Raw genomic sequence first — 17,510 nt, 5'->3', positions numbered from 1 at the left:
CAAGAAGAAGAGAAGTGATTCACATGGCCAAGCGCATCGACGTCAGCGGCCTGACCGCCTACTACGGCAACCACAAGGCCATCGAGGACATCTCGATGACCGTCGAGCCCCGCTCCGTCACCGCCTTCATCGGCCCGTCCGGCTGTGGCAAGTCGACCTTCCTGCGCACCCTCAACCGGATGCACGAGGTCACGCCCGGCGGCCGGGTCGAGGGCAAGGTGATGCTCGACGACGAGAACCTGTACGGCTCCGGCGTCGACCCGGTCTCCGTGCGGCGCACCGTCGGCATGGTCTTCCAGCGCCCCAACCCGTTCCCGACCATGTCGATCTTCGAGAACGTCGCGGCCGGGCTGAAGCTGAACGGCTCGTACAAGAAGAGCGAGCTGGAGAGCGTCGTCGAGAAGTCCCTCCGGGGCGCCAACCTCTGGAACGAGGTCAAGGACCGGCTCAACAAGCCGGGTGCCGGCCTCTCCGGCGGTCAGCAGCAGCGGCTGTGCATCGCGCGCGCCATCGCGGTCGAGCCCGATGTGCTGCTGATGGACGAGCCCTGCTCGGCGCTCGACCCGATCTCGACCCTCGCCATCGAGGACCTGATCGGCGAGCTGAAGGAGCGCTTCACGATCGTCATCGTGACGCACAACATGCAGCAGGCGGCGCGCGTCTCGGACCGTACGGCCTTCTTCAACCTGGCCGGCGTCGGCCAGCCGGGCCGACTCATCGAGATCGACGAGACCGAGCGGATCTTCTCCAACCCCTCGGTCCAGGCGACCGAGGACTACATCTCGGGCCGCTTCGGCTGATCCACAGACCCCCTCGCCGCACGGCGAGGAGGAGACGTCCTGCGGTGCTGCATGGCGGTGCCACCGCAAGACGAAAGGGCCCGCCCCTGGCTCCCGGGGGCGGGCCCGCTGCGTAGTGCCGCGCAGGAGTACGAAAGGCCGGGCGTCCGGCCGGGCCGGGGGTTCCCCGGCCGTCAGCCGAAGGCCAGGTTCACGATCCAGTAGCTGAGCGCGGCGACAGCCGCCGCGGCCGGCATGGTGATGAACCAGCCGAGGATGATGTTCTTCGCAACCCCCCAGCGCACCGCGCTCACCCGCTTCGTCGCCCCCACACCCATGATCGCCGAGGTGATGACGTGCGTGGTCGAGATCGGCGCCTGGAACATGAACGACGCGGTGTACATGACGCCCGCCGCCGTCGTCTCCGCCGCGAATCCCTGCGGCGGGTCCAGCTCGATGATCCGCCGCCCCAGCGTGCGCATGATGCGCCAGCCGCCCGCGTAGGTGCCGAGCGAGAGCATCGCGGCGCAGGCGATCTTCACCCAGACCGGAATCGCGTCGCCCTCGTCCGCGACACCCCCGATGACCAGGGCCATCACCACGACACCCATGGTCTTCTGGGCGTCCTGCAGACCGTGACCGAGCGCCATACCGGCGGCCGAGACGGTCTGCGCTATCCGGAAGCCGCGCTTTGCCTTGTGCGGGTTGGAGTTCCGGAACATCCACATGATGGCCACCATCACGAAGTAGCCCAGCACCAGGCCGACGACGGGCGACAGGAACATCGGGATGACGATCTTCTCCAGCACCCCGTCCCAGTGGACCGTGCTGGAGCCGGCGAGCGCGGCGCCCACCAGACCGCCGAAGAGCGCGTGCGAGGAGGAGGACGGGAGGCCGAAGTACCAGGTCACCATGTTCCAGGTGATCGCTCCGACCAGTCCGGCGAACAAGATCATCATGCCTTGTTTGCCGGTCGGGGTGGCGATCAGGCCCTCACTGACCGTCTTGGCGACCCCGCTGCCCAGAAAGGCACCGGCGAGGTTCATGACCGCGGCCATCGCGAGCGCGGCCCGCGGGGTCAGCGCCCGGGTGGAGACCGAGGTGGCGATGGCGTTGGCCGAGTCGTGGAAGCCGTTGGTGTAGGTGAAAAAGAGCGCGACCGCGATGGTCACAACAAGCGCGAAGGTGTCCATGCCGGGGCTCAGGACTCCTTGACGGCGATGGTCTCGACCGTGTTCGCCACATGCTCGAAGGCGTCGGCGGCCTCCTCCAGCACATCCACGATCTGCTTGAGCTTGAGCACCTCGATCGCGTCGTACTTGCCGTTGAAGAGGTGGGCCAGCAGCTTGCGGTGGATCTGGTCGGCCTGGTTCTCCAGCCGGTTGACCTCGATCCAGTACTCGGTGAGGTTCGTCATGGTGCGCAGATTCGGCATGGCCTCGGCGGTCAGCTCGGCCGCCCGGGCCAGCACCTCGATCTGCTGCTCGACGCCCTTGGGCAGCTCCTCGACCTGGTAGAGAACGACCAGGTCGACGGCCTCCTCCATGAAGTCCATGATGTCGTCGAGGGACGAGGCGAGGGTGTAGATGTCCTCGCGGTCGAACGGCGTGATGAAGGAGACATTCAGCTGATGGAAGATCGCGTGCGTGGCGTCGTCCCCCGCGTGCTCCGCCGCCCTCATTCGCTCGGAGATCTCGGAACGAGCGGAGGAGTCCGCCCCGAGCAGTTCCATCAGGAGCTTCGAGCCCGTGACGATGTTGTCCGCGGAGGCGGCGAACATGTCGTAAAAGCTCGTCTCCCTGGGGGTCAGACGAAAGCGCACTGGGGATCCTCGGGATGCAGCGGATGGGGACTTGTCGATGCTAGGCGCATCTTCCGGCCACGGTAACCGGCGATCCCAGTGTCGCCCATCAGGCAGAGTGCTCCTCACGGGGGCCCGGCTGGGCGGGAAAACCCGGTACTATATACCCTGCGGGGGTATATGGGGACATGAGCGACAACGGGAGGACGCCATGATGACCACGGCAGCCGGCACCACCGCGCCCAGCGAGGGCGACGAGCGGGGCCAGACGTCCGGCCAAGCGTCCGCTACCCACAGCGGCCATGGGTATGCCAAGCAGAAGGACCAGCACCTCAAAAGGCTGCGCCGGATCGAGGGGCAGGTCAGGGGGTTGCAGCGGATGGTCGAGGAGGACGTCTACTGCATCGACATACTCACCCAGGTCTCGGCGAGCACCAAGGCCCTCCAGTCCTTCGCCCTCCAGCTGCTCGAGGAGCATCTGCGGCACTGCGTCGCCAGTGCGGCCGTCGAGAGCGCCGCCGAGGGCGGGGGCGAGGTCGATGCCAAAGTGGCCGAGGCCACAGCGGCCATCGCACGACTGCTGCGGACCTGACCAGCCACGACGCCTCGGCGGATGGCGCGGACATGCCGACGTCCTCGCCGGACGGGGCGCTCGGCGCCCGCCGGCGAGGCGACGACCTCCGCTACCGGGCGTCCGGACCCTCGGTCTCCTGGGCGCCGGTGTCATTCCGGGCGGCCGAATCTGATCGGTCGGCCTCCACCCGTAGCACCTCGTCGATGCGGTCCGGACTGAGCCTGTCCTCGTCCGCGCTCGACGCAGCGATCATCAAATCGCCGTAGAGATCGATCTCGACGAGGGCCACGGGGTCCGGGCCCGACGAGCCGCGACGCGCAACCACGTGTTTCACCTCCTCCTGCGAGCACCTGCGAGCACTTTCGAGCAGCGGCTTCCCAGCGTAGGGATGGGTACACACTGCGCGCATGGCACGGATGGACCATTTCGAAGGGCAAAGCGGGCCCCTCCGCCTACTTCTGAGGTGATCCGACCTTCCCTGTGTAGATATCCCCGGGCTTGGGCAGCTCGATGACGGCCGACGCCCCGAAGTCGTACAGCTCGGTCGTCGAGGCGACCCCCACCGCACGCCGCGCCATGGCGCCCTGCCCCCGGGGCTGTTCCCAGCCGCTCGCCCGGCGGCTCACGGTGAAGCGGTGCCGCACCTCGCGCGGCCGTCCGAACCCGTCGAGATACGCGTCGAAGGCCACCGTGGGCTCATCGAACCCCTTCGCCGCGGCCTCCAGGGGGCCCCGCACCCCCGTCGACGCGACCCGTGCCGCCCGGCCGATGTCGGTGATCCCGCGGTAGTGACGCACCAGGGCACCGTCGAGCCCCTCCTCCCCCACCAGGCGCGCCTTCCGCACCCCGCGCAGCAGCTCGACGGCGGTCAGCGGGTCGGTCGCCCCGCCGGTGACCAGATTGCCGTCCGGGATGCCCGTCGTATCCACGCGCACCCATTTGTCGCTGGGGATGCCCGCGCCGCGGTTGCGCATGAAGAGCGCCCCGGAGGCCAGCAGTTCGGTGATCGGCGCATGTTCGGCGGCCCCCATCGCGTCCCTCGGCAGCAGCAGCCGCAGCCGGCCCAGCCGCTTCTCGAAGTCGTACGCCCCGCTGCCCCGGATGGACACCCGGGTGCCGCCCGCCGCCGTCTCCATGGTCGTACGCACCCGCGAGCTGCCCGATCTGACCAGCACGTCCGCCGCTCGGTGCAAGACCGCGACCGCGGTCTCCTCCTTGGCCGCGCCACCAGGGCGTTCATCGGCGACCGTCTCGGAGGAGCAGCCGCTGACGGCCGCCAGCAGCGCGGCCAGCAGGCCGCCCGCCACGACCCCGGCGACCGCTCTCACCCGTCTCCGTACGCCGAGCCCGCGCTGCTGGAACTCCATCGACCGCCGACCCCCTGGCCACGCTCGCATTGATACTTGTTCGTTTAACGATCAGCCCCGGTGGCTCGTCACGGCCCGATAGCGTGGTCATGTGCTCGACTCAGGCGACATGGGACCCGGACGGAACCACACCACGACCGTGGAGAGGGGTTCCTTCTGCGTCGCCCGCTGCTCGTGCGGCTGGTCCGGCCCCGCCCGTCGCGCCCGCGCCCTGGCGCGCGACGACGCCGCCACGCATACGACGGACCGTCACTCTGCGCCCGGTACGGGCGGCTCGCCGGACTCACACGAGGAGTCCGGCTCGTTCCCCCGCGGGTAACGCCTCTCCCGCGAACGGAACCCCTCCGCCCGCATCCCCCTCTGACCAAGGGACCGGACTGGCCTCGCGCCCGCCCGGCCGACCGGTGGTACGCAGGGCGACAGGGAGGGGACACCGCCATGAACCGGCGGACACTGCTGGCAGCGGGCACGGGACTGGCGGCCACGGGCACCTGGGCCGCCGCCTGCGGCAACGACTCAGGACACCCCACCGGCGAAACCTCCGTCAGCTCCGCCGCGCCGCCGGACGCCCGTTCGGCCACGACCCGCGGCAGGCGCGGCGCCGCCCTCGACGGCAAGCCGAAGTCCGCCGACTGGAGCGCGCTGGGCAAGGATCTCCACGGCGATCTGGTACGCCCCGGCGACGCCGACTACGCCTCCGCCCGCCGGCTCTACAACACCCGCTTCGACCACCTGCGCCCGGCCGCCGTCGCCTACGTCGGGAACACCTCGGACATCACCGCCTGCCTGTCCTTCGCCCGGCGCCACGGCGCACCCGTCTCGATCCGCAACGGCGGCCACAGTTACGCCGGTTGGTCCAGCGGCGACGGCCGCCTGGTGATCGACGTATCGGCGCTGTCGTCGATCCGTACGAGCTCGGGCGAGGCCCGGATCGGCGCTGGCGCCAAGCTCATCGACGTCTACACCTCGCTCGCCGCGCACGGCGTCACCGTCCCCGGCGGCTCCTGCCCCACCGTCGGCATATCGGGGCTCACCCTCGGCGGCGGCCACGGTGTGGTCTCGCGGGCGTACGGGCTGACCGCCGACAGCCTCACCGGCGCGCGCGTCCTCACCGCGGACGGCAAGGCCCTGGACGTCTCCAAGGGCCGCGAGACCGATCTCTTCTGGGCCCTGCGCGGCGCCGGGAACGGCAACTTCGGCGTCGTCACCGAGCTGCGCTTCCGTACCCACAAGACGGGAGACGGCGTCACCGCCTATATGTCATGGCCATGGTCCAAGGCCGCGAAGGTGCTGAGCGCCTGGCAGAAATGGGGCCCCGACCAGCCGGACGAGATCTGGTCGGCCCTGCATCTGTCGGCCGCCCCCGGCCGCACCCCCACCGTCTCCGTGAGCTGCTTCTCCCTCGGCACCTACGGCGCCCTCCAGAACGCCGTCGACCGGCTCGCCGACGGGCCCGGCGGGCCCGGTCCCGCCTCCCGGGTGACGCTGCGCCGCCGTGGCTACCTGGACGCCATGCGGATGTACGCGGGGTGCGGCGACACCTCGACGGCCAAGTGCCATCTGCCCGGCACCACCCCCGGCCGCAGCTCCTCCGGAGTGCTCCAGCGCGAGACCTACGCGGCGCGCTCCGACTTCTACGACCGCTCGCTGAGCCAGGCGGGCGTCCGCGCGATGCTCGGCCAGTTGGAACACTACGAACGGCGCACCGGCGGCGGGGACGCGGTCAGCATCGCGCTCACCGCGCTCGGCGGTGCCGTGAACCGCGTCGCGCCCCAGGCCACCGCGTTCGTCCACCGCCGCTCGCGGTTCCTCGCGCAGTACACCGCGTCCTGGGCGGCGGGCGGCTCGGGCGCCGTACAGACCGCCTGGCTCGACGGGGCGCATACGGCGATGCGGCGGTACGCCTCCGGGGCGGCGTACCAGAACTACACGGACGCGTCCCTCAAGGACTGGCGCTCGGCGTACTACGGCTCGGCCGCGGACCGGCTGAAGAAGCTGAAGAAGCGTTACGACCCGGACCGGCTCTTCGACTTCCCACAGGCCCTGTGAGCCCACGCGGCAGTACATACGGACGGCCCGGCGGATGCCGCCGGGCCGTCGGTGTGCGCTCGTGCACGCCATAAGGCGCTCATGAACGCGGGAGGCTTGTCGGGGCTGAGCGGTTACGGCGAAGTCAAGTGCTGATCCTTCTCGGCGTCCAAGCCCTCGGCCAGGCCGAACCGCGAGGGATCAGCGGCGAACTTCACCACATCCGCTTAGGCCGCCAGGTCCTTGTTGCCGCGCTCGTCGTCCGGCGTCCGCGGCTCGGGGACCTCCGGGAGACCCTCGCCCCCGGCCGGTCCCGCGGCGGCAGCGGACCCGTGAGCCCGTATCAGCCAGCCGGCCCGAGAGCTCGCGATCGCCGTGGTCAGCGGGGTCAGCAGCATCATGGCGAGCGGCGCCAGCAGCAGCGTGACCGCCGTCCCCAGCGCGAACCCGCCGATCACATCCGTCGGGTAGTGGACGCCCATATAGACGCGGCAGAAGCCTTCGAGCAGTGCGAGCGCCATCGCGGCCACGCCGTACGCCCGGCTGGCCATGAACACCCCGACGGCGACCGCCATGGTCAGCGTCGCGTGGTCGCTGACGAACGAGAAGTCGGTCTTGCCCGCGACCAGGACATCGAGCCCCTGATGGTCCCTGAAGGGCCGTGGCCGCTGGACGAAGCCGCGGATCGGGATGTTGGCCACCAGCGCCAGCCCGGCGGCCAGCGGCGCCCACACCAGCCCGGCGACCGCGGACGGCGCGTCCCGCGACCGCCTCCGCACGCTCCACCAGGCGCCGAGGGTCACCAGGACGAGTCCGATGATGATCCCGAACTCGCCCACGAACTCCATGACACGGTCGAACCAGTTTGGGGCGTCCTTCGCGAGTCCGTTGATGTCGTAGAGCAGGCTGACATCGGGGTTCGACCCGTCCAGCGCGAGTCCAGCCATGTGCTGTGGCCCCTTATCTCTTGCCTGTCGCTACGTGCAGCTGCCGACCCCCGTGGTCATCGCGATCGGTGGCCGTCCCGCGATCGATGCGAAGAGTCCGCCGCCGATCCGCGCCGTCCACGCCGATCCACTCCCAGGGAACGCCCTCTTTCGGTCGAGCGTTCCGTTCTCTACCCAACGATCACCGGGACGTTACCGAAGGGTGATCGATCACCGCAGCTCAGGGGGAATGTTTACGCCGACTTCGCCTTTGGCAACGCTTTTGCGCCGTCTTGCGTCACCCGCGTGGCACCGATGTAGTCCGGGCTATCGATCTTGTCGAACCGGATCACAGCACCGGTGTAGGGCGCGTTGATCATGTATCCGCCGCCCACATAGATCCCCACATGGTGGATCGATCTCGGATCGCTGAGGTTGTAGGCGAAGAAGACCAGATCGCCGGGGAGCAGCTCGTTCCGCTTGGGGTGCGGCCCGGCGTTCCACTGGTCGTTGGCGACGCGCGGCAGCTCGATCCCGACCGACTTGTACGCCGCCTTCGTCAGCCCCGAACAGTCGAACCGCCCGCCCTGGTCCGGCGTGCCGTTACCGCCCCACAGATACGGCTTGCCCAGCTGCTTCTGCGCGAAGTAGATCGCCCCGGCCGACTGCTGCGAGGGCCGCACCCGCTGAACCGGCGCCTCGAAGCTCTTGGCCAGGGTGGTGATGGTCTTCACGTAGTTCTGCGTCTCGCGGTACGGCGGCACCCCGCCGTGCTTGATGACGGCATACGCGCCCGCGTTGTACGAGGCCAGCATGTTGTGCGTCGGATTGCCCGGCACATCCTTCACATACTTGGCGAGCGAGCAGTCATAGGCGGCCGCCGAGGGGATCGCGTCCTGCGGATCCCAGATGTCCTTGACGCCGTCCTTATTGCCGTCGACGCCGTGCGAGGCCCAGGTGGCCGGGATGAACTGCGCTATCCCCTTGGCGTTGGCCGGGCTCTGCGCCTTCGCGTTCCAGCCGCTCTCCTGGTACAGCTGCGCGGCCAGCAGCGCGGGGTTGATGGCGGGACAGGTGTTTCCGTACCGCTGGATCAGCGGCTCGTACGAGGCCGGCACCGACCCCTTGGCCAGCCCGACACTGCCGCCACCTCCGCCGGTCAGATCCGCGGCGACCATGTACGTACCCACGACGAGCAGAGCGACGAAGGAAAGGGAGACCCCGAGACCGACACTGACACCCAGCCAGACCTTACGCACCCGGCCATCCTCCCCCATCCGCCCGCGGTGCGAACGCCTTTCCGTACGCACGGCGAAAACCAGCCGCTCCCCAGCCGAAACCTTACGGCGGCGCGCCCCCCGTGCCTCGCCGCTCCGCCCCGGCCCCCTCCCACCGGGCCGTGGAACGCGTAAAGTCCGGCGGGCCCGAGCACTTCACACCCTAGGGACCACGGATGACGCAGCTCGACTGGCAGCGGGCCGCGCCCGCCGATGGCGAGACAGGGGCCGCCCACCTCGAGGTGGCCGCCGGGCCGGACGGCCGGATCCATCTCCGCGAGAGCACGGACCCGGACACCGTCGTCGTCACGACCCAGACCAAGTGGGAAGCGTTCATCAAGGGGGTCAAGGCCGGCGAGTTCGACGACTTCGCCGAGGAGTGAGGGGCCGCGCCCGCGATCGGGGCCCGGGAGCCGCGCGCCCACCCCCTCACCGATCGTTGCCCGGCGCCCACCCGCGTGATACATAGAGTGACCATACGACCCTGCAGCGACACGCCTCGCACGGCCATCAGGGCACCGTGGTCCACAACACGTACGAGATCCGCCAAGAAATGCCGCCAAGTCGACATGCGGAAGCGGATTCGTCAGCGAAGATAGAGGCTGACCCACGCCATGCCGGCTGGGTCCACAACTACCCATAAGGGGCGGTGAGTTCATTATGTTCCTAGCGGCCGAAAAGGGCGACATCAACACCATCATCGGCGGAATCGCCCCAGACTGGGGTCCGTTCGGCAGCCTGGGCAGCGAGGCCCGCGTCATGATCGAGGTCGTGATGGCGGTGGCGCTGCTGCTGTGCTTCGGCATCGCGATCTGGGGCGCCGCCAAGCAGCGGATCGGCGCGACGGCGCTGCGCGACACCTTCAGCGCGGAACAGGGCAAGGGACTGATCGTCGCGGGCCTGACCGGCGTGTTCATCATCGGCTCGCTGGGCACCCTCTTCACGATCGTCTACGGCATGGCCATCTAGCCGCGCCCCCGTCCGCCCCCGGAACCGACCCCGCGCGCGGCGCACTCCCCCGCCCCATCGCCTCCGCCCCCGATCCCCCCTACCGGCCCCACTCCCCGTACCCGAGGCTGCTGCCCGATGCCCGCTCCCCTCGCTGAGGTCGTGTCAGCTTGATGTCCACTCACACCACCACGCGCACAGGCCACTCCGCGCCGCTACCGTCGTACCGGGACGGCGAAAGAGCGACCACGGCTGACGCGGTCGGAACGGCTGGTACGGCTGGCACGAATGGCAGGCTCGGCACGGTTGAAGGGGCGTACGCGCGATGAGTCTCGGCGGCGATGACGGATACGGCGGCGACTACGACAGCCGCGAGGCGAGCCGCGCCCGCGGCGCGTCCTCCGGCGGCCATCTGACCCGCACCCGTCTGCCCGAAGGCGACGGCGACCCATACGGCCCACCCCGCCGCCCCGGCCGCGCCGGCAAACCCAGCCGCAACCTCGTCACCGTGGTCGGCGTCGTCGTCCTCCTCATCGCCGCCATCGCCTTCGCCAACCGCGGCGGCGGCAAGGACAACGACTCCTCCAGCGGCGACACCGGCGGCACCAACGCCGAATCCCACCCCACCGCCCCCACAGGCCGGCGCCCGGTGGACGGCAAGAACCCCACCACGGGCATCGCGTCGGGCTTCCCCAAGACGGAGCAGGGAGCCCAGAGCGCGGCGGCCAATTACGCGGTGGCGCTGGGGTCCGATGGCATGTTTAAGGCCGCCCGCCGCGAGGCGATCGTCAACGCCGTCTATGCCCCGGACGCCGCTGCCACGCGGATCAAACAGCTAGCCAAGGTGTTCTCCGCGGACAAAATCCTTGCCAATGCCGGCCTTGACTCCAACGGCAACCCTCCGAGCGGGATGACGTTCGTCTCTCGTGCGAACCCCGTGGGCACCAAGGTGGAGAACTTCAAGGACGGCGAGGCTCGGATCGCCGTCTGGCACTCACTGCTCTTCGGTCTCGCGGGAGAAGGGTCCAAGAACCCGGTCGCAGAGAGCTGGTACACGGATACTTTCGAACTTAAATGGATCGAGGGTGACTGGAAGGTGACCCAGTACACCCAAAAGGACGGCCCGGCACCTGTAGGCCGCGACCAAGCCGCCTCCTCGGCTGAGGACATGACCAAAGCCGTACAAGGGTTCGGAGGGTTCACGTATGCCCGTTAATCGCCGTCGTGCCCTCTCGATCAGCGCCACCGTCGCCTCCGTCCAAGCTGCCTGTGTGCTGCTGGCAACCCGCGCCGTCGCCGCCCCGTCGCCTACGCCGACTCCCTCCAACACCGATAACGGTTGCAGCGATATTGATGGCCAGCTCAAGGACCTGTGCAAGGGCAATGGCGGCGACGCCCCCGGCTCGGACCCCACCTCGCCCCTCGACCCCGCCGCCTCCCTGGCCCGCGGCTGCGCCGACGCCGCCTCCTGGCTCGTCGGCAAGCTCTCCAAGCTCGTCAAGGAGACGGCGAACGTCGACTTCACCAACGAGGCATTCCTCCGCCAGTACGCCGTCGTCTTCGCCGCCTCGACCGTCCTCACCCTCATCCTCTGGCTCCTCGCCGTCGCCAAGCGCGCCATCCGCGGCGTCCCGCTCGGCGAGGCGCTCTCCGAGGCCATAGGTTTCCTCTGGCTGACGGTCCTGGCCTCCGCCTTCACCCCGCTCATCCTCTATACGGTCGTCACGGCGACCGACGCCGTCACCAACGCCATCGCCTCCGGGACCGGTGCGGACAATGACGCCTTCTTCGGCTCGTTCGCCCAGGCGCTCAAGCAGGACGAGGACATCGGCGGCGGCCCGATCATGCTCATCGTCGTATCGCTCGTGACGATCCTCGCCGCCGGCGTGCTCTGCCTGGAGCTCGTCATCCGCGCCGCGCTCCTCTACGTGGGCGCGCTGCTCGGCACCGCCGTCTACTCGGGCCTCGTCGACAAGAACATGTGGGGGCACGTCCGGCGCTGGGCCGGAATCATGATCGCCGTGATTCTCGTCAAGCCGGTGATCGTGACCGTATTGGCCCTGGCCGGGGCGCTCTCCGCGTCCGGCGACAAGCCCGACGCCTTCTCGGCGGTCGTCTCGGGCCTGTCCATCATCATCCTCGCCATCTTCGCCAGCGCCATGATCTACCGCTTCGTACCCGGCTTCGGCGACGAGATCGTCAAGGCCCGCAGCGCCAGTTCCGACCCGGCCTCCCGTCAGGCCGCCGCCATCATCAGCTCCCCCGCCGCCCTGGTGAAGCAGGGCATCAACACCCACAGCGCGCGCGGCGGCGGTGACGGGGGCGGAGGCGGCGGCGCGGCCCGTCCCGGGCAGGCCAAGCCGGCCAACCCCGTCTCGGGCGGCGTGGCCGCCCACAGCACCCGCTCCGGCGGAGGCGGCGGCGGAGGCGGAGGCGGCGGCGGCGGCGGAGCAGGCAGCGGCTCCACCGGCGCCGCCCCCGCCAGGCCCGCCAGCCCCGCCAGCCGCACCGGCCACCCCGGCGGCTCAGGCGGCGGCGCCCCCCGTACCCCGGGCCGCGATTCCGGCAACACCTCGGGAGGTGACCGGCGGTGACGATCGAGACGCATCCCCACCCCATGGCGCCCCGCCGCACCTATCTCATCGGACGTCCCCGCCCCAGCGCGATCGTCGGCAAGAACCGCGAGACCGGCGAGATCGCGTTGATCATCGCGGGCGCGTTCATCGGCATGATGTGCGGGCTGCTGGTGCCGGTTCTGTCGCTGCGCATCGTCGCCCTCGTCGGTTTCCCCACCCTGGCCCTCGCCGCCGTCTACGTCCCGTACAAGGGCCGCACCTTCTACCGGTGGTTCGAGATCAACCGCTCCTACAAGCGCAGCGTCCGCAGGGGCACCACGGCCTACCGTTCCACCGCCGCCGAGGCCGGCACCCGTATCGACGGCCGTGAGGTCGAGGTCGGCCCGCCTCCGGGCATCGGCCGGATCAACTGGCTGGCGGCGCCCTTCGGCCCCGACGAGATCGCCGTGCTGCTGCACGCCGATCGCCGCACCGTCACCGCCGCGATCGAGATCGAGGGTCCCGGCGTCGGGCTGCGGGACAGCGAGGACCAGGAGACGCTGGTCGACCGGTTCGGCACCCTGCTCAAGCATGTGGCCAACGGCGATGGCTTTGTGACGCGCCTGCAGATGCTGGCCCGCACCCTCCCCGCCGACCCCGACGCGCACGCGAAGGACGTCGAGCGCCGCGGCGACCATGGCGCCCCCGCCTGGCTCAAGGACTCCTACGACCAGCTACAGTCCATGGTCTCGACCTCCTCCGAGCAGCACCGCGCCTATCTCGTCGCCTGTATGCACTACACCCGCGATCTGGCCGCCGAGGCCCAGGCCATCGCGCGTGCCGCCCGCCACAACGGCGCCGGGCGCCGGCTCGACAAGGACGCGGGCCTCGCCGTGGTCATGGCGCGCGAGCTGACCGACATCTGCGCCCGGCTCGCCGAGGCCGACATCCGGGTGCGCCAGCCGCTGGGGCAGGGGCGGCTGTCGTCGCTCATCCACTCCATGTACGACCCGGACCACCCGATCGACCACATCCAGGCGATGACCAAGCGGAACGCCTGGCCCGCCGAGCTGGACGCGATGGAGCCCACCTACCTCCAGGCCAAGACGCGGGAGTCGAGCACCCGCGAGCCCTGGTGCCATGCCACCGCATGGGTGAAGGAGTGGCCCATGACGCCCGTGGGGGTCAACTTCCTGGCCCCGCTGCTCGTCCACACCCCCGATGTCATCCGTACGGTCGCGGTCTGTATGGACCTGGAGCCCACCGAGGTCGCCATCGAGCGGATGCTGACCGAGAAGACCAACGACGAGGCCGAGGCCAGCCGCGCGGCGAAGATGAACCGCACTGTCGACCCGCGTGACATCGCCGCCCATGGCCGTCTCGACCAGCGCGGCGAGGACCTCGCCAGCGGCGCCGCGGGCGTCAACCTGGTCGGCTACATCACCGTCTCGTCCCGGTCGCCGGAGACGCTCGCGCGTGACAAGCGGACGATCCGGGCCTCGGCGGGGAAGAGCTATCTGAAGCTGGAGTGGTGCGACCGCGAACACCACCGGGCCTTTGTGAACACGCTGCCGTTCGCGACCGGCATCCGCCGATAGAGCCAACAGAGACGACTGGGACGATAAGGACGATAGGGGCTCCGCCGTGGCCGATCCGATGAGCGCCGTCACCGAAGCGTTCACCAGCTTTCTGTTCGGAAAGGTGGAGACGACGCGGCTGCCGGTGCGTACGTCCACGGGCCAGGCACAGGCCGTCTATCTGCCCACCGCGGCGCCCGGTCTCGGCGACTCGGGTGTGATCATCGGGCGCGAGGTCTACTCCGGCAAGGGCTATATCTACGACCCCTTCCAGCTGTACGGACAGCAGTTGCCCGCCCCGCACTGGCTGGTGCTCGGCGAGTCCGGGAACGGCAAGTCGGCGCTGGAGAAGACGTACGTCCTGCGCCAGCTACGCTTCCGTGACCGCCAGGTGGTGGTGCTGGACGCCCAGGGCGAGGACGGGGTGGGCGAGTGGAACCTCATCGCCCAGGAGCTGGGTATAACGCCCATCCGGCTCGACCCGATGGCGGCCCTGGACGGCGGTATCCGGCTCAACCCCCTGGACCCGTCGATCACCACGACCGGTCAGCTGGCCCTGCTCCGTACGATCATCGAGGTCGCGATGGGGCACGGCCTCGACGAGCGTTCCGGGTTCGCACTGAAGGTCGCGCACGCGTACGTCAACGAGACCATCGTCGACCGTCAGCCGGTGCTGACCGACATCGTGGAGCAGTTGCGCCATCCCGAGGCGGAGTCGGCCGAGGCGATGAACGTCGACATAGACGATGTACGGGCCTGGGGCCTGGATGTCGCCCTGGTGCTGGACCGGCTGGTCGACGGCGATCTACGCGGCATGTTCGACGGCCCGACCACGGCCGGCATCGACCTCGACGCGCCCCTTATCGTCTTCGACCTCTCCCATATAGACCGCAACTCGATCGCGATGCCCATCCTCATGGCCATCGTGGGCGTGTGGCTGGAGCACACCTGGATCCGGCCCGACCGTAAGAAGCGCATCTTCCTGGTCGAGGAGGCGTGGCACATCATCAACTCGCCCTTCGTCGCCCAGCTTTTCCAGCGGCTGCTGAAGTTCGGGCGCCGGCTCGGCCTGTCCTTCGTCGCCGTCGTCCACCATCTCTCCGATGTGGTCGACGGCGCGGCGGCGCGGGAGGCGGCCGCGATCCTCAAGATGGCGTCGACGCGGACCATCTACGCCCAGAAGGCGGACGAGGCGCGTGCCACCGGGCGGGTGCTGGGGCTGCCGCGCTGGGCGGTGGAGATCATTCCGACGCTCTCCCCCGGCATCGCGGTCTGGGACGTCAACGGCAATGTGCAGGTCGTCAAGCACCTGATCACCGAGGCCGAGCGCCCCCTCGTCTACACCGACCGGGCGATGACGGAGGAGTCGCTGACCGTGCAGCTGGCCGTCGAGGCGGAGGGCGAGGAGCGGGCCGCCGCGGCGGTCGAGGCGATGGAGGCGGAGTCCTACGGCGGCCCGTCGTACGGATCCACGGTGGCGTGAGATGGCACCGGGTCAAAACCGCGGCGGTCCCGCGGAGCACGGGAGTTCCCCATCCCCGGAGCACGGCATTCCGGACGGGCTGCTGGTCGGCGTCATCGCATTTCTGCTGGGGCTGACGGGGCTGGTGTGGTCGGCCACCGGACTGGCCGGGCTGTTCTCCCACGGCGCGTGGCCGGACGGCGTGGCCTTCCTGCGCACGCCCCTTGCACTGCGCCATCTGGTGGAGCAGCCGCATGACCTCCCGGCGGCATGGCCCGACACCCCGAAAGAGCAGCTGTCGGGGTACGGGTTGTTCTGGGGGCTGTTCATCAGCCAGCTGATGGTGCTCATCGTGCTGGCGATCTTCACGGTCGGCACGGTGACCCGCTACCGTGCGGTCCGCGCGAGGCGCCGCGCCGCCCACGCGGAGGCCGCCGAGGCGAAGTGGCAAGGCGCCGTGTCAGGCCCGGCCGCCACTACGGACCCGGAGCCCGGCACCGGAACCGAGAGAACCCCCCAGGGCGGACGGCCGGGCGCGGCCACGGCGTACGAAGGCCCCGCGCACCCTGTCACGGCCTCAGGAGCCGCCTCCGGGCCCCTGAGCGGCCCTCCGGCTCCCCCGGCGCCGCAGGCCGTCTCCGGCCCTGTGAGACCCAACGGCGCGGCAGCCTCGCCCCCATGGCCCGAGGTCACGGCTCCCGGCGGGCCCATCGAGCCCGCCCCACCCGCCGCGGCCGATGTCATGCCGACCGGCGAAGCCGCCACCCTTGCGGGTGGTCACCGCCCCGAGCCCGGCACCATCGCCTCCGGCGCCGCCGGACCGGCCGGCCTCCCGCTCGCCGGATACGACGCGACCGCCGCCCCCGAGCCCCATCCCCCCGTCGCCGGGCAGCGGGCAGGCGCGCCGGGCACTCCCACGGCCGACGCGGAAACCACCGGACACACCCCGCAGCCCATGCAGCCGCTGCCCACGCCCCGCACCGGCGTCCCCATGGCCGCCGCCGCGTTCCCCGACGGCGACCCGGCCCGCTCCCGTATCCTCTTCGGCGCCCAGCGCGGCGGGTCCGCCGCCCACGCCGTCCTGGAGGCCGCGGGCCCGGTCCTTGTCGTCACCAGCGACCCCGGTCTGTGGGAGACGACCAAGGACGCCCGCGCCAAGTTCGGCCCCAGCCACGTCTTCGACCCCTCCCACCTCCTCGACACCCCCGCCCGGCTGCGCTGGAACCCGGCGGCGGACTGCGGCTCCCGCGATACCGCGGCCGCCCGCGCCACGGCGCTCCTGGCCCCCGTACGCCCCGCGCACGCCATGGACAAGCCCATGGCGGAGGCCGCGGAGACCATGCTGCGCTGCTGGTTGCACGCCGCCGCCGTGGACGGCCGCCCGTTCCGCCATGTGCACCGCTGGGCGCAGGGCAGTTCGGCGCACGAGCCCGTACGGATCCTCAGAACGCACCCCAAGGCGGCGGGCGGCGCCGCCGGCGAGCTGGAGGCCACGCTCACCGCTCACCCCGAACGCCGCGATATGGCACAGGAGCTGACGGCCCGAGCCCTCGGCGCGCTCTCCTCGATCCACATCCGGGACGCCTGCAATCCGGGACGCGCCGATGACCTCGCGCTGGAGTCATTCATCGGCGAAGGGGGAACGCTGTATGTGATGGGTGAATCCATTGAGGATCCCCGGACCCAGCCGGGTGCGATGCCCTTGTTGACCGCACTCGCCTCGCACGTGGTCGAGCACGGCCGCCGCATGGCCGAACGGTCATCCCTCGGTCGGCTCGACCCACCACTCACCCTCGTCCTGGACGACATCGCCGCCGTGGCGCCGCTCCCGGCGCTCCCCGATCTGCTCGCCCAGGGCGCGGCACAGGGTCTGCCGACGCTGGCGCTGATGCGCTCCCGGGAACAGGCGCGGGCGCGCTGGCCGCACCGTACCCTGGCCGGCCACGAGCTGGGCTGACGGGGAGCGCCGGGATAGCCAGAGGGGGGTAGCGCTCGTTCCACCACCGAACGGCCTGTCAAGCCCGGTGTGCGGGCGCGCGCCATTCCGGACGCGACTGCGGCACCCCCATAACGCAAAAAAGCCTCGGTCCCGAGCACTGAGTGCTCGGGACCGAGGCTAATAATTGTTCGGCGGCGTCCTACTCTCCCACAGGGTCCCCCCTGCAGTACCATCGGCGCTGAAAGGCTTAGCTTCCGGGTTCGAAATGTAACCGGGC

Annotated in this window: 17 protein-coding genes and 1 rRNA gene; 11 read left to right on the top strand and 7 right to left on the bottom strand. The window is 70.1% G+C overall.

Translation table 11 applies throughout. The features are described 5' to 3' along the window. Positions 1 to 23 precede the first annotated feature (23 nt). Entirely contained in the window at positions 24 to 800 is a 777-nt protein-coding gene (gene pstB, locus ABZU99_RS31135) for a phosphate ABC transporter ATP-binding protein PstB (protein WP_355949535.1), read from the top strand. A 173-nt stretch (positions 801 to 973) separates the two neighbouring features. On the opposite strand, the gene ABZU99_RS31130 is transcribed toward pstB, so the two are convergent. Further along, a complete protein-coding gene (locus tag ABZU99_RS31130; protein WP_355949532.1) occupies positions 974 to 1,972 on the bottom strand; it encodes an inorganic phosphate transporter in 999 nt (332 codons plus the stop codon). An 8-nt stretch (positions 1,973 to 1,980) separates the two neighbouring features. After that, positions 1,981 to 2,601: a DUF47 family protein gene (locus tag ABZU99_RS31125; RefSeq protein ID WP_355949529.1), complete on the bottom strand. Its 621-nt coding sequence runs from the start codon at positions 2,599 to 2,601 to the stop codon at positions 1,981 to 1,983. Positions 2,602 to 2,791: 190 nt separating this feature from the next. On the opposite strand from ABZU99_RS31125, the gene ABZU99_RS31120 reads away from it, so the two are divergent. Beyond that, positions 2,792 to 3,172 carry a metal-sensitive transcriptional regulator gene (locus ABZU99_RS31120; protein WP_355949526.1) on the top strand — a complete coding sequence of 127 codons (381 nt, stop codon included), beginning with the start codon at positions 2,792 to 2,794 and terminating at the stop codon, positions 3,170 to 3,172. Positions 3,173 to 3,263: 91 nt separating this feature from the next. On the opposite strand, the gene ABZU99_RS31115 is transcribed toward ABZU99_RS31120, so the two are convergent. Together ABZU99_RS31115 and ABZU99_RS31110 are read right to left on the bottom strand one after the other, a co-directional pair. Continuing rightward, on the bottom strand, positions 3,264 to 3,479 hold the full coding sequence (locus ABZU99_RS31115) for a hypothetical protein (RefSeq protein WP_355949523.1): 216 nt from the start codon (positions 3,477 to 3,479) through the stop codon (positions 3,264 to 3,266). A gap of 127 nt (positions 3,480 to 3,606) precedes the next feature. Further along, entirely contained in the window at positions 3,607 to 4,521 is a 915-nt protein-coding gene (locus ABZU99_RS31110; RefSeq protein ID WP_356048220.1) for a hypothetical protein, read from the bottom strand. Between the two features lie 109 nt (positions 4,522 to 4,630). Here ABZU99_RS31110 and ABZU99_RS31105 point away from each other — a divergent pair, with 109 nt between their 5' ends. After that, positions 4,631 to 4,840 carry a hypothetical protein gene (locus ABZU99_RS31105; RefSeq protein ID WP_356048279.1) on the top strand — a complete coding sequence of 70 codons (210 nt, stop codon included), beginning with the start codon at positions 4,631 to 4,633 and terminating at the stop codon, positions 4,838 to 4,840. Between the two features lie 119 nt (positions 4,841 to 4,959). Continuing rightward, positions 4,960 to 6,570 (top strand): FAD-binding oxidoreductase, encoded by a 1,611-nt coding sequence (locus ABZU99_RS31100; protein WP_356048218.1) that lies wholly within the window; start codon positions 4,960 to 4,962, stop codon positions 6,568 to 6,570. A 206-nt stretch (positions 6,571 to 6,776) separates the two neighbouring features. Here ABZU99_RS31100 and ABZU99_RS31095 read toward each other — a convergent pair whose 3' ends face one another. Next, positions 6,777 to 7,496 carry a phosphatase PAP2 family protein gene (locus tag ABZU99_RS31095; RefSeq protein ID WP_355949514.1) on the bottom strand — a complete coding sequence of 240 codons (720 nt, stop codon included), beginning with the start codon at positions 7,494 to 7,496 and terminating at the stop codon, positions 6,777 to 6,779. 233 nt (positions 7,497 to 7,729) lie between these two features. Further along, positions 7,730 to 8,734 (bottom strand): bifunctional lytic transglycosylase/C40 family peptidase, encoded by a 1,005-nt coding sequence (locus ABZU99_RS31090; protein WP_356048216.1) that lies wholly within the window; start codon positions 8,732 to 8,734, stop codon positions 7,730 to 7,732. Positions 8,735 to 8,928: 194 nt separating this feature from the next. On the opposite strand from ABZU99_RS31090, the gene ABZU99_RS31085 reads away from it, so the two are divergent. From ABZU99_RS31085 to ABZU99_RS31055, 7 genes are all read left to right on the top strand, one after another. Continuing rightward, positions 8,929 to 9,135 carry a DUF397 domain-containing protein gene (locus ABZU99_RS31085; protein WP_355949508.1) on the top strand — a complete coding sequence of 69 codons (207 nt, stop codon included), beginning with the start codon at positions 8,929 to 8,931 and terminating at the stop codon, positions 9,133 to 9,135. 277 nt (positions 9,136 to 9,412) lie between these two features. Beyond that, on the top strand, positions 9,413 to 9,721 hold the full coding sequence (locus tag ABZU99_RS31080; RefSeq protein WP_009716148.1) for a hypothetical protein: 309 nt from the start codon (positions 9,413 to 9,415) through the stop codon (positions 9,719 to 9,721). A gap of 304 nt (positions 9,722 to 10,025) precedes the next feature. Next, positions 10,026 to 10,916 carry a hypothetical protein gene (locus tag ABZU99_RS31075; protein ID WP_356048213.1) on the top strand — a complete coding sequence of 297 codons (891 nt, stop codon included), beginning with the start codon at positions 10,026 to 10,028 and terminating at the stop codon, positions 10,914 to 10,916. Beyond that, a complete protein-coding gene (locus tag ABZU99_RS31070; protein WP_356048211.1) occupies positions 10,906 to 12,294 on the top strand; it encodes a hypothetical protein in 1,389 nt (462 codons plus the stop codon). Before ABZU99_RS31075 ends, ABZU99_RS31070 begins: the two co-directional genes overlap by 11 nt. A gap of 2 nt (positions 12,295 to 12,296) precedes the next feature. Next, the gene (locus ABZU99_RS31065) at positions 12,297 to 13,853 is read left to right on the top strand and encodes an SCO6880 family protein (protein WP_355949727.1); all 1,557 of its coding nucleotides are present in this window, start codon (positions 12,297 to 12,299) and stop codon (positions 13,851 to 13,853) included. A gap of 46 nt (positions 13,854 to 13,899) precedes the next feature. Further along, positions 13,900 to 15,315: an ATP-binding protein gene (locus tag ABZU99_RS31060; RefSeq protein ID WP_355949502.1), complete on the top strand. Its 1,416-nt coding sequence runs from the start codon at positions 13,900 to 13,902 to the stop codon at positions 15,313 to 15,315. A gap of 1 nt (position 15,316) precedes the next feature. Then, positions 15,317 to 17,251 carry a hypothetical protein gene (locus ABZU99_RS31055; RefSeq protein WP_356048209.1) on the top strand — a complete coding sequence of 645 codons (1,935 nt, stop codon included), beginning with the start codon at positions 15,317 to 15,319 and terminating at the stop codon, positions 17,249 to 17,251. 168 nt (positions 17,252 to 17,419) lie between these two features. Here ABZU99_RS31055 and rrf read toward each other — a convergent pair. Further along, positions 17,420 to 17,510: ribosomal RNA gene (rrf, locus tag ABZU99_RS31050) — 5S ribosomal RNA — on the bottom strand; the annotation flags it as partial.

Origin of the sequence: Streptomyces sp. NPDC005266 (assembly GCF_040607655.1) — a bacterium.
Lineage (GTDB): Bacteria > Actinomycetota > Actinomycetes > Streptomycetales > Streptomycetaceae > Streptomyces.
This window is presented reverse-complemented; position numbering and strand designations above follow the sequence as displayed.

Bases quoted from the DNA above. Each gene is read 5' to 3' on its own strand.
- ABZU99_RS31075 (WP_356048213.1), top strand. From the start codon at position 10,026: ATGAGTCTCGGCGGCGATGACGGATACGGCGGCGACTACGACAGCCGC.
- ABZU99_RS31120 (WP_355949526.1), top strand. From the start codon at position 2,792: ATGATGACCACGGCAGCCGGCACCACCGCGCCCAGCGAGGGCGACGAG.
- ABZU99_RS31095 (WP_355949514.1), bottom strand. From the start codon at position 7,496: ATGGCTGGACTCGCGCTGGACGGGTCGAACCCCGATGTCAGCCTGCTC.
- ABZU99_RS31085 (WP_355949508.1), top strand. From the start codon at position 8,929: ATGACGCAGCTCGACTGGCAGCGGGCCGCGCCCGCCGATGGCGAGACA.
- ABZU99_RS31110 (WP_356048220.1), bottom strand. From the start codon at position 4,521: ATGGAGTTCCAGCAGCGCGGGCTCGGCGTACGGAGACGGGTGAGAGCG.
- ABZU99_RS31070 (WP_356048211.1), top strand. From the start codon at position 10,906: ATGCCCGTTAATCGCCGTCGTGCCCTCTCGATCAGCGCCACCGTCGCC.
- ABZU99_RS31105 (WP_356048279.1), top strand. From the start codon at position 4,631: ATGGGACCCGGACGGAACCACACCACGACCGTGGAGAGGGGTTCCTTC.
- ABZU99_RS31130 (WP_355949532.1), bottom strand. From the start codon at position 1,972: ATGGACACCTTCGCGCTTGTTGTGACCATCGCGGTCGCGCTCTTTTTC.
- ABZU99_RS31080 (WP_009716148.1), top strand. From the start codon at position 9,413: ATGTTCCTAGCGGCCGAAAAGGGCGACATCAACACCATCATCGGCGGA.
- ABZU99_RS31100 (WP_356048218.1), top strand. From the start codon at position 4,960: ATGAACCGGCGGACACTGCTGGCAGCGGGCACGGGACTGGCGGCCACG.
- pstB (WP_355949535.1), top strand. From the start codon at position 24: ATGGCCAAGCGCATCGACGTCAGCGGCCTGACCGCCTACTACGGCAAC.
- ABZU99_RS31055 (WP_356048209.1), top strand. From the start codon at position 15,317: ATGGCACCGGGTCAAAACCGCGGCGGTCCCGCGGAGCACGGGAGTTCC.